This window comes from Rhodoferax sp. LS1P39, from assembly GCF_056521425.1.
Genome location: NZ_JBWMAV010000005.1, coordinates 55,476 through 66,277 on the forward strand (window position 1 = coordinate 55,476; position 10,802 = coordinate 66,277).

At 64.2% G+C, this 10,802-nt stretch carries 9 protein-coding genes; 6 read left to right on the top strand and 3 right to left on the bottom strand.

Annotated elements, in window-relative coordinates; genetic code table 11:
* Nucleotides 1-62 precede the first annotated feature (62 nt).
* The 6 genes from AC097O_RS10315 (at nt 63) to AC097O_RS10340 (ending at nt 6,986) form a co-directional block, all read left to right on the top strand.
* Nucleotides 63-1,601, top strand: a complete 1,539-nt coding sequence (locus AC097O_RS10315; protein WP_479592691.1) for a DNA-3-methyladenine glycosylase 2 family protein — start codon at nt 63-65, stop codon at nt 1,599-1,601.
* Nucleotides 1,602-1,628: 27 nt separating this feature from the next.
* Entirely contained in the window at nt 1,629-2,126 is a 498-nt protein-coding gene (locus AC097O_RS10320) for a methylated-DNA--[protein]-cysteine S-methyltransferase (protein ID WP_479592692.1), read from the top strand.
* Nucleotides 2,123-3,019, top strand: a complete 897-nt coding sequence (locus AC097O_RS10325) for a DMT family transporter (RefSeq protein WP_479592693.1) — start codon at nt 2,123-2,125, stop codon at nt 3,017-3,019. Before AC097O_RS10320 ends, AC097O_RS10325 begins: the two co-directional genes overlap by 4 nt.
* Nucleotides 3,020-3,098: 79 nt before the next feature.
* Nucleotides 3,099-4,793, top strand: coding sequence for an alpha-amylase family glycosyl hydrolase (locus AC097O_RS10330; RefSeq protein ID WP_479592694.1), 1,695 nt, complete (start codon nt 3,099-3,101; stop codon nt 4,791-4,793).
* Between the two features lie 28 nt (nt 4,794-4,821).
* A complete protein-coding gene (gene malQ, locus AC097O_RS10335; RefSeq protein WP_479592695.1) occupies nt 4,822-6,366 on the top strand; it encodes a 4-alpha-glucanotransferase in 1,545 nt (514 codons plus the stop codon).
* 107 nt (nt 6,367-6,473) lie between these two features.
* Nucleotides 6,474-6,986, top strand: a complete 513-nt coding sequence (locus tag AC097O_RS10340) for a hypothetical protein (protein WP_479592696.1) — start codon at nt 6,474-6,476, stop codon at nt 6,984-6,986.
* On the opposite strand, the gene AC097O_RS10345 is transcribed toward AC097O_RS10340, so the two are convergent.
* The 3 genes from AC097O_RS10345 to truB form a co-directional block, all read right to left on the bottom strand.
* The gene (locus tag AC097O_RS10345; protein WP_479592697.1) at nt 6,983-7,876 is read right to left on the bottom strand and encodes a DMT family transporter; all 894 of its coding nucleotides are present in this window, start codon (nt 7,874-7,876) and stop codon (nt 6,983-6,985) included. The genes AC097O_RS10340 and AC097O_RS10345 overlap by 4 nt on opposite strands.
* 105 nt (nt 7,877-7,981) lie before the next feature.
* The gene (typA, locus tag AC097O_RS10350; protein WP_315189694.1) at nt 7,982-9,805 is read right to left on the bottom strand and encodes a translational GTPase TypA; all 1,824 of its coding nucleotides are present in this window, start codon (nt 9,803-9,805) and stop codon (nt 7,982-7,984) included.
* A gap of 18 nt (nt 9,806-9,823) precedes the next feature.
* Nucleotides 9,824-10,798 carry a tRNA pseudouridine(55) synthase TruB gene (gene truB / locus AC097O_RS10355; protein WP_479592698.1) on the bottom strand — a complete coding sequence of 325 codons (975 nt, stop codon included), beginning with the start codon at nt 10,796-10,798 and terminating at the stop codon, nt 9,824-9,826.
* Between the last annotated feature and the right edge of the window lie 4 nt (nt 10,799-10,802).

Sequence of the window (10,802 nt, forward strand, 5' to 3'; positions counted from 1 at the left end):
GCTGCGGGTCACAGGTCCGGAAACGGCTATTTGTACCGCAGCGCCCGCGTAACATGCAGGGCATGAATCCCGACATCCTGCACGACCCCAGCGCCTGCTACCTCGCCCTGCAAGCCCGCGATGCCCGGTTTGACGGCAGCTTTTTTACCGGCGTGACCTCGACCGGCATCTACTGCCGCCCGGTCTGCGCCGTCAAAACCCCCAAGCCCGAAAACTGCCGCTTCTTTGGCCACCCGGCGCAGGCCGAGAGCGCGGGTTTCCGGCCCTGCCTGCGCTGCCGCCCCGAGCTGGCACCGCACGCGCTGGCCTGGTCCCTGCAGGATGCCACCAGCATCCTGGCCCACCAGGCCGCCCGCATGCTGGACGAGCCCGAAGCCTGGAGCACGGAGGACGGTAGCGCCCTGCCCGCGCTGGCCGCCCGCCTGGGGGTCAGCGACCGGCACCTGCGGCGCATTTTCGAAACCCACTTCAGCGTCTCCCCGCTGCAGTACCTGCAGACCCGCCGCCTGCTCACCGCCAAGCAACTGCTGGCCGACACCCAGCTTCCCGTGGCGCAGATCGCCCTGGCCAGCGGTTTTGCCAGCGTGCGGCGCTTCAACACCGTGTTTGTGGAGCGCTACGGGCTGAACCCCTCGCAGCTGCGGCGCAGCGGTTCCGCTTTAGCACGCACACAAGGCCTGGCCATCCAACTCGGCTACCGCCCGCCCTTTGATGTGGCAGCCATGGGTGCATTTCTGGCTCAGCGGCAGGTAAATGCTATTGAATCAATAGCTGCTTGCGCCGATGGAATAAGCGCCAGCCGCACTTTTTCTATAAAAATCGGCAACACCACCCATGCAGGCTGGCTGCAGGCCTCGTTCGTGCCAGAGCGCCACCACGTGATGCTGCGGGTGGGCGACAGCCTGCACGGCGTGCTGCCGCTGCTGGTCCGCCGGGTGCGGGCCTGGCTGGACCTGGATGCCGACCCCGCAGCCATCCACCAGGTGCTGCAGCACCGCTTTCCCGACAGCGCAGGCCTGCGCGTGCCCGGCACGCTGGACGGCTTTGAGCTGGCGGTGCGTGCCGTGTTGGGCCAGCAAATCACCGTGGCAGCCGCACGCACCCTGGCGCAACGGCTGGTGGACGCATTTGGCGACCCCATCGCCACGCCTTTTCCCGCGCTGACCCGGCTGTTCCCCCGCGCCGCCGTGCTGGCCACGCTGAGTGGCGACGCGCTGGGCCAACTCGGCATTGTCAAGCAGCGGCAAAATGCCATCCTGGCGCTGGCCCGCGCGGTGGATGGCGGCCAGCTCACCCTGCACGGCGGAGTCCAAGTACATACCACCATCGAAGCACTCAAAGCCCTGCCCGGCATCGGCGACTGGACGGCCCAGTACATCGCCATGCGCGCCCTGCGCTGGCCGGATGCGTTTCCTGCAGGCGACGTGGCCCTGCACAAAGCCCTTGGGGTGCAGGATGCGCCGAACGTGCGCCTGGCCAGCGTGGCAGCCGAGGCGGCATCCCAGGCCTGGAAACCCTGGCGCAGCTACGCCGTGCTGCGCGCCTGGGCCGAACTGCCCGTGAAAGTCAAAACTACCAAAAAGATAGCTGCTCACGCTTGATCCATAAGCACCAACTGCCGATTTACCATGAAATTCCTGAACACCCCCAACTACACCCGCTTTGCCTCCCCGCTGGGCCCAATGCTGGCCGCCGCCACCGACCAGGGCCTGTGCGGCCTGTGGTTTGACGGTCAGCGCCACCAGCCCGACATGGGCACCTGGCGCTTGGTGCCCGATCACCCGCTGCTGCAGCAAACCGCCGACTTCATGGCCGCCTATTTCACTGGGAGCACGGCCCACTTCAGCCTGCCGCTGGACTTGGCGGGCGGCACGCCGTTTCAGCAAGCCGTGTGGCGGGCGCTGCTGCAGATCCCGCGCGGTGCCACCACCAGCTACGGCGCTTTAAGCCAGTCGGTAGGCCGCCCCAGCGCGGTGCGGGCCGTGGCCGGTGCGGTGGGGCGCAACCCCGTCAGCGTGCTGGTGCCCTGCCACCGGGTGCTGGGCATGGACGGCTCACTCACTGGCTACGCCGGTGGGCTGGAGCGCAAGACGGCGCTGTTGCAACTGGAAGGGGTGTTGATTTGAAAGCAGCGTCCAAGCCCTGGGTTTTTGACTTTTTGCTGTTGGCCGCCGTGTGGGGCGCGTCGTTCATGTTCATGCGCACCGCCTCGATGGAGATGGGCGCGGTGCCCACGGCGGCGTTGCGGGTAGCGATTGCCGCGCTGGCCCTGCTGCCGGTGTTGGCCTGGCAGGGACAGATGCCCGGCCTGCGCCAGCACTGGAAGCCGGTGCTGCTGGTGGGAGTGCTGAATTCGGGCGTGCCGTTTGCGCTGTTTTCGTTTGCGCTGCTGTCCATCACCACCGGCCTGTCGTCGATTTTGAACGCCACCACGCCCTTGTTTGGCACGCTGATCGCCTGGCTGTGGCTGCGTGACCGGCCCAACGCTTCGCGCAGCCTGGGCCTGGTGATCGGCTTCGTCGGTGTGGCCCTGCTGGCCTGGGACAAAGCCAGCTTCAAGCCCGACAGCCACGGCATCGCACCTGGCTGGGCGGTGTTGGCCTGCTTGCTGGCGGCGGCCTGCTACGGCCTCACCGGCAGCTACACCAAGCGCTTTCTGGGCGCGGTGCCGCCGCTGGTGATTGCCACCGGCAGCCAGATCGGGGCCGCCCTGGGCCTGGCCCTGCCTGCGGTCTGGCTGTGGCCCGCGCACTGGCCCAGCCTGCACGCCTGGGGCGCGCTGCTGGTGGTGGGCACGGTGTCTACAGCGCTGGCCTACATCATCTTTTTTAGGCTGATTGCCAACATCGGCCCGGCCAAGGCGCTGACCGTGACCTTTGTGGTGCCGGTGTTTGCCGTGCTGTACGGCGCGGTGTTTTTGGGCGAGGCATTGACCCCGTGGATGCTGGGCTGCGGGCTGGTGGTGGTGTGCGGCACGGCCCTGGCTACAGGCCTGTTACGTTTACCCACACGGCATTAGGTGCAACCCGTATTCCGCCCTGCGGTGGCAACCGTACAATCCGCAGCGCCGCGCATTCAAAGCGCTTTGGAGAATTAAAATGACAAGCACCCATACCCCCCAAATGCGCCAACTCTGGCAGCAGCTTTACCAGGACCAGTACGCCGACAAACTGGACACTTTTTTGGCCGAACTGCAGGCCGCTGCCGAGACAGCCGCCCCACCGCCACCTGCCACCTGGTTCAAGGAAGTGGTGGTGTATTCGCTGTACGTGGACCTGTTCAACAAGGACTTCAAGGGCCTGACCAACCGCCTGGCCTACCTGCAAGACCTGGGCGTGACCTGCCTGTGGCTGCTGCCCATCCTGGACTCGCCCATGCGCGACGCGGGCTTTGACATCAGCGATTACACCAAGATCCGCAGCGAGCTGGTGGGGGGCAGCGATGCCGCCGCGCAAGGCACGTTTGCCGAATTCCTGGCCGAGGCCCACCGCCGCAACATCCGCGTGATCTTCGACGTGGCCATGAACCACTGCTCCGACCAGCACATCTGGTTCCAGGAGGCCCGCAAAGGCCCCGACAACCCCTACCGCGACTACTTCATCTGGAGCGACACCACCGAGCGCTATAAAGAGGCCCGCATCATCTTCAAAGGCATGATGCCCAGCAACTGGCACCCCTTGCCGGAAGCACCCGACACCTACTTCTTCCACCGCTTCTTCGACTCGCAGCCCGACCTGAACTACCGCAACCCCGAGGTGCTGCTGGCCATGTGCCGCGTGCTGCTGTTCTGGGTGGCGCAGGGGGTGGACGGCTTCCGCGCCGACGCGATTCCCTACCTGTGGAAGGAAGAAGGCACGATCTGTGAGAACCTGCCCGGCACCCACGCCATCGTCAAGTTCTTCCGCGCCGTACTCGACACCGTGCGCCCCGGCACCATTTTGTTGGCCGAGGCCTGCCAGCCGCCCGCCGAGGTGGTCACCTATTTTGGCGATAGCGACGAGTGCCAGGCCGCCTACCATTTCCCGGTGATGCCACGCATCTACCTGGCGCTGGCCACCAACTCGGCCAAGCCGATTTTTGACACCCTCTCGACCAGCTTCACGCCCGAGATTCCGGATGCCTGCGGCTGGTTCTCCTTCCTGCGCTGCCACGACGAGCTGACGCTGGAGATGGTCACGCCCGAAGAGCGCAAAACCATCCACGCCGCCTACTGCCACCAGCCCGAGTGGGATTTCCGCCAGGGCGAAGGCATTGCCTCGCGCCTGGTCGATCTGTTCAAGAGCGACGCCGCCGCGGTGCAACTGGCCTTCAGCATCAGCTTCACCCTGCTGGGCACGCCGGTGATCTTCTATGGCGACGAATTCGCCAAGCCCAACGACAACCAGTTCCAGGCCGACCAGGAAGCCCTGACCGGCTACCAGGATGCCCGCTACAAGGTGCGCGGTGCCGTGGACTGGCAAACCGTAGATCGGCAACTGGCCGATGCCACCAGCCTGCCCGCCCGCACCCACGATGCCGTGCGTACCATGCTGGCCGTGCGCCGCGCCCACCCGGCCCTGGCCGCGGGCAACTTCCAGCCGCTGACCACGCTGAACGACCGCATCCTGGCCTATGTGCGCGGCACGGCGACTCAGCAGGTGCTGGTGATACAAAACCTGTCCAACGACGCGGTGACCGTCACCCTGCCCGCCAGCATTGCCGGTGCGGGCTGGAAGCGGATTTTTGGCCAGCAAGACTTGGCCCAAGGCGTGCTTGCCTTGCCACCCAAAGGCTTTAGCTGGTTTGCAGCCTAATTTTTAAACACTAACCGGAACCGAACACATGGCTTCTGATCTGTTGAACCAACGCACCTCGGGCGTGCTGCTGCACCCCACGTCCCTGCCCGGCCCGCACGGCTGTGGCGACTTCGGGCCCAACGCTTTCTATTTTGTGGACTGGCTGCAGACGGCAGGACAGTCGCTGTGGCAAACCCTGCCGCTGGGCCCCATTGGCCCCGGCGATTCGCCCTACATGGGCAGCTCGGCGTTTGCGGGCAACCCGCTGCTGGTGGCGTTTGAGCCTTTGCTGGAAAAAGGCTGGATCGCCGCCGAAGCCCTGGCCGCCCCTTTCGATGCCGAGAAAATCGACTTCGGCAAAGTGGTGCCCTGGCGTTTGCAAAAGCTGCGCGAAGCCTTCGCAGGCTTCCAGGCCAGCGCCACCCCGGAAGACCAGGCGGCGTTTGCGGCCTGGCTGCAGGCCGAGCAAAGCTGGGTAGCCGACTACACCCTGTTCATGGCGCTGGACCAGGCCCACACCCCGGCCCTGTGGCCCGATTGGCCCAAGCCCCTGTCGCGCCGCGACCCGGCGGCCCTGGCGGCAGCCCGCACCCAGTACGCGGATGAAATCGGCTTCTGGGGCTTTGTGCAATGGCAGTTTGACGTGCAGTGGAAGCGCCTGAAGGGCTACGCCAACGGCAAGAACATCCACCTGGTGGGCGACCTGCCGATTTTCATCGCGCACCACTCATCTGACTGCTGGTCGCGCCCCGACCTGTATGAGCTGGATGCCGCCGGCCATCCGCTGGTCATCGCCGGGGTGCCGCCCGACTTCTTCTCGGCCACCGGCCAGCGCTGGGGCAACCCGCTATACAACTGGTCGGCCATGAAGGCCGACGGCTACAGCTGGTGGATCGAGCGCGTGAAGCGCCAGCTCAGCCTGGCCGACGTGGTGCGTATCGACCACTTCCGCGGTTTTGTGGGCTACTGGGAGATTCCGGCCAGCGAACCCACCGCCGTCAAGGGCCGCTGGATGCCCGGCCCCGACTACGACCTGTTTGCCGCCATCGAAGCCGCCTTGGGCAAGCTGCCCATCATTGCCGAAGACCTGGGCGTGATCACCGACGAGGTGAATGCGCTGCGCCACCGGGCGGGCTTTCCGGGCATGCGGATTTTGCAGTTTGCGTTCTCGGATGACGCGGGCAACAACTTTTTGCCGCACAATTTTGAGCGCGACACCGTGGTCTACAGCGGCACGCACGACAACGACACGGTGGTGGGCTGGTGGAACGATTGCACCGACCGCGAACGCGCCTACGCGGGCGAATACCTGCACACCAGTGGCTCGGACGTGCACTGGGCCATGCTGCGCGCCTGCGCCCAGTCGGTGGCCAACCACTCGCTGTGCCAGTTTCAGGACGTGATGGGCCTGGACGGCAAGCACCGCATGAATACACCCGGTACCATTGGCTGCTGGACCTGGCGGTTCAAGTGGGAATGGGTCACCGGCGAGGCTACCGAAAAGCTGGCCCACATCACCGCCGCCAGTGGCCGCACCCGGTTTGACCGTCTACCCCTGCCCGCGTACCCCGAAGGCAAGAACAAGCCTTAGGCCTTAGGGCACAATGGGCAGAGTTACTGTATTTTTTATAGCAGTCCATGCAAGCGGAATAGGCGCAAAGGCCTGATTTCGCTTGTAACTTTTGCCCAAGGAATCTTATGACCCTTACCCAGATCTTCGCCGTCGTAGCGGTTGTGCTTTGCTTTCTGGGCACGGTGGCAGCAGCTCTATCGGCCCTGATTGCCCACCGCGCCGCCCGCGCCGCCACGGCGGCCCACCACGCCACGGCGCAGTTGCTGCGCGAATTTGAAGTGCGCGCGGCGGTATCCACCGCCAGCGCCGTGCTGGCAGAAGCCACACGGGCCCAGCAGCAGGCGAACGAGCTCAGCCGGGCCTATGGCATGCTGGCGCTGTTTTCGCGCAACTTCGGCGAGGCCGAGATGCAAAAATCGCAGGAGTTGGCCGACAGCCAGGCCAATCTGGCCGGAGCCATTGCCACCCAGGCCAAAGAGTTTGTCGCCGCCCACCGCGACGTGACCGACCCCACCCCCGAAAACCTGGACAAAGCCGTCAACGACTTCGAGAAAGCCCTGGTCGCGGTACGCACCATGCGGGCTGAAGTAGAGCGCGAGCTCGAAGGCGTGGAAAGCCAGCGCGGCGAATTACGCTAAAGCACGGCCCGGCGCTGCCACCAGCCCAGCGCCTCGTTCGAAACCAGCGCACCCAGCACCAGGGTGCCACCCAGCAGCACCGCCGTGCCCGGTGCCTCATTGGCCCCCAGCCACGCCAGGGTGATGCCAAACAAGACTTCCAGTAGCTGTAGCAGCGACACCTCGGGTGCCTTGAGCACGCGGGCGCACCAGACCGACAGCACGCAGGGAATCGCCAACTGCACCGAGCCCAGCATGGCCAGCAGGCCCAGGTCGTGCGGCGTGGCCTGGAACGGCAAGGCCAGGGGCAGCGTCACCAGGGTGGACAACACCGCACCCACCAGCACCGAAGGCACCAGATCCACTTCGTGGCCTTGGCGCTGGCTGCGCTGCACCACCGTCCAGTTCACCGCACCGGCCAGGGGCACGCACAGCGCAATCAAGGTGCCCACCAGTTGCCCCGAACCACCCGCAGAAGTAAGTTGAGTGCCGTACATGGTGGCAATGCCTGCGCCCGCCACGCCAATCGCCACCCAGGTGCGCAGCGGCAGCCGGTGGCCGATGGCAAAGCGCGCCAGCAAGGCGGTGAGCAGCGGGCCGATCGACATGGTGACCAGCACATTGGCCACCGGGCTCAGGCTCAGTGCCACCATGAAGGCGGTGAACATCACGGCCCAGCACACGCCGGACAGCCACAGAGACGCGCCGCCCCGGCGGATCTTGGCAAACACCGCGCGGCCCTGCAGCAGCGGCAGGATCACCAGCAGCGACAACACGGTAAAAAAGCTGCGCCAGAAGGTGATTTCAAAGCTGTGCGCCGACTCCAGGTGCCGGGTGGTGACCCCGGCAATCGACCACATCAGCGTGACCAGAACCATCATGAACACGGCGCGGGAATGGGATAGCTTCATGCGTACATTGTCAATGAGACATCCAAAGAAAAACCCCGGCCCGCCATCAAAGCGTCCGGGGTTTCAGGAGCCAATCACCCAGCTAATACTGGGGATAGGTTCCGTTTAGCGGCCAGCGCGCTTGCGTTCGCTTTCGGTCAGGTGGCGCTTGCGCAGACGCACCGACTTGGGCGTGATTTCGACCAGTTCGTCGTCCTCGATGAACTCCACACCGTATTCCAGCGTCAGCTCGATCGGGGGGGTGATCTTGATCGCGTCTTCCTTGCCAGACACGCGGAAGTTGGTCAGCTGCTTGGTACGCGTGGCGTTGACCACCAGATCGTTGTCACGGCTGTGGATGCCCACAATCATGCCTTCGTACACGGGATCGTTGGCGCGCACGAACATGCGGCCACGGTCGTCCAGCTTGCCCAGGGCGTAGGTGAAGATTTCGCCTGCGTCCATGGAGATCAGCACGCCATTCTTGCGGCCACCAATGTCGCCCTTGTGCGGCTCGTAGCAGTCGAAGATGTTGGAGATCAGGCCGGATCCGCGGGTCAAGTTCAAGAATTCATTGGTGAAACCAATCAGACCACGCGCCGGAATACGGTATTCCAGGCGCACACGGCCACGGCCATCCGGCTCCATGTTGACGAGTTCGCCCTTGCGCTCGCCCAGTGCCTGCATCACGCCGCCCTGGTGCTGGTCTTCGATGTCGGCCGTCACCAACTCGATAGGCTCGTGCTTTTCGCCGTTGACTTCTTTCATCACCACGCGGGGCTTGGAGACAGCCATCTCGTAGCCTTCGCGGCGCATGTTTTCCAGCAGAATGGTCAGGTGCAATTCGCCACGGCCCATGACTTCAAAGATACCTTCTTCGTCGGTTTCCTTGACGCGCAGCGCCACGTTGTGTTGCAGTTCTTTTTGCAGGCGGTCCCAGATCTGGCGGCTGGTGACGTATTTGCCTTCGCGACCGGCCAGCGGGCTGGTGTTCACGCAGAAGTTCATGGTCAGCGTAGGCTCGTCCACCTTCAGCATGGGCAGCGGTGCGGGGTTGGCCGGGTCGGTGATGGTGACACCGATACCGATGTCGGTCAGGCCGTTGATCAGCACGATCTCGCCGGGGCCGGCTTCTGCCGCTTGCACGCGCTCCAGGCCCTGGAATGTCAACACCTGGTTGACGCGGCCCTTGACGGCCTTGCCGTCCGGACCTTCCATGACCACCACGTCCATCATGGGCTTGATGGTGCCCTGGCTGATGCGGCCCACGCCGATACGGCCCACGAAGGTGGAGAAGTCGAGTGCGGAAATTTGCAGTTGCAACGGTGCCTCTGGGTCGCCGGATTGGGCGGGCACGTGTTGCAGCACGGTGTTGAACAGGGCCGACATGTCGGGGCCCCACTGCTCGCCCTGCTCGCCTTCAACCAGCGACGACCAGCCGTTGATGCCGGAGGCATACACCACGGGGAAGTCGAGCTGTTCGTCGGTCGCGCCAAGCTTGTCGAACAAGTCGAACGCGGCGTTGACCACGAAGTCAGGACGCGCACCGGGCTTGTCCACCTTGTTGACCACCAGAATCGGCTTCAGACCCAGGGCCAGGGCCTTCTTGGTCACGAAACGGGTTTGGGGCATGGGGCCTTCTTGCGCGTCAATCAACAGCACCACGCCGTCGACCATGCTCAGGGCACGTTCCACTTCGCCGCCGAAGTCGGCGTGGCCGGGGGTGTCAACGATGTTGATGTGCGTGCCTTCCCAGGTCACGGCGCAGTTCTTGGCCAAAATGGTAATGCCACGCTCTTTTTCAATCGCGTTGTTGTCCATCACGGTGTCCACGACTTTTTCGTGTTCGGCAAAAGTGCCGGACTGGCGCAGCAACTGGTCAACCATGGTGGTTTTGCCATGGTCAACGTGGGCGATGATCGCGATATTGCGAATTTGTTTAATGCTCATAGTTCTCTACTCCTAAATCTAAAGGCTGGGGCTCTCTGCTTTTTGCGCCTGGGCCAAAATCTGACCAATATCCAGCGGGCTTAGCAGTCGCCCTGGTATCAATTCACCGTCCTTGGTCTGGGCCACGCCCAGCAAGGTCGGAGGGGTGTCTCCGTAAACCGCCACGCGGTCATCGTCGGGCCAGTCACCCCGGCGGCGAACGCCGCTGAGGAACCGCCCTGCATTCTGTGCGTCCAGCGTGACACGGCGGTGTTGCGCCAGCAGCGCATCCACCGGCAGCAAACACGCCAGCCGCTCGTCTTCGGTCATGGCTTCCAGCGCCGCCAGCGTCACACACTGGCCAATCGCGAAGTCGCCAGTGGCAATGCGGCGCAGCGATGTCAAATGCGCACCACAGCCCAAGGCCTCGCCAATGTCTTCGCCCAAGGTACGGATATACGTTCCCTTGGAGCACTTTGCTACTATTTCAATAGCTTCTTGCGCCGATTCCATGGGCGCTAAGGCCACATTTAGTTCAAATATCTCGACATCGCGTGCAGGCCGTTCCAGTTCAATGCCGGCCCGCGCGTATTCGTACAAAGGCTTGCCGTCGCGCTTCAAGGCGCTGTACATCGGCGGCACCTGCCGGATCGGCCCGGTAAAACGCGGAACGACCGTATCGATCTGCGCCTGCGTGACCGCCACGGGCCGGGTTTCGATCACGTCGCCCTCGGCATCGCCGGTACTGGTCTTCACGCCCAGCCGGGCCGTGGCCCGGTACGTCTTGTCCGCATCCAGGTGCAGCTGGCTGAACTTGGTGGCCGCCCCAAAACACAGTGGCAGCACCCCGGTGGCCAGCGGGTCCAGCGTGCCGGTGTGGCCCGCCTTTTCGCCGCGCAGCAGCCATTTGACTTTTTGCAGCGCGTCGTTGCTCGACAGGCCCAAAGGCTTGTCCAGCAACAGCACCCCGTGCACGGGGCGCCTGGCAACCCGTACCCGAGGCGTTGCGGTCATGCGT

Bases quoted from the DNA above. Each gene is read 5' to 3' on its own strand.
- AC097O_RS10320 (WP_479592692.1), top strand. From the start codon at position 1,629: ATGAAATTCCTGAACACCCCCAACTACACCCGCTTTGCCTCCCCGCTG.
- malQ (WP_479592695.1), top strand. From the start codon at position 4,822: ATGGCTTCTGATCTGTTGAACCAACGCACCTCGGGCGTGCTGCTGCAC.
- truB (WP_479592698.1), bottom strand. From the start codon at position 10,798: ATGACCGCAACGCCTCGGGTACGGGTTGCCAGGCGCCCCGTGCACGGG.
- AC097O_RS10315 (WP_479592691.1), top strand. From the start codon at position 63: ATGAATCCCGACATCCTGCACGACCCCAGCGCCTGCTACCTCGCCCTG.
- AC097O_RS10330 (WP_479592694.1), top strand. From the start codon at position 3,099: ATGACAAGCACCCATACCCCCCAAATGCGCCAACTCTGGCAGCAGCTT.
- AC097O_RS10340 (WP_479592696.1), top strand. From the start codon at position 6,474: ATGACCCTTACCCAGATCTTCGCCGTCGTAGCGGTTGTGCTTTGCTTT.
- typA (WP_315189694.1), bottom strand. From the start codon at position 9,805: ATGAGCATTAAACAAATTCGCAATATCGCGATCATCGCCCACGTTGAC.
- AC097O_RS10345 (WP_479592697.1), bottom strand. From the start codon at position 7,876: ATGAAGCTATCCCATTCCCGCGCCGTGTTCATGATGGTTCTGGTCACG.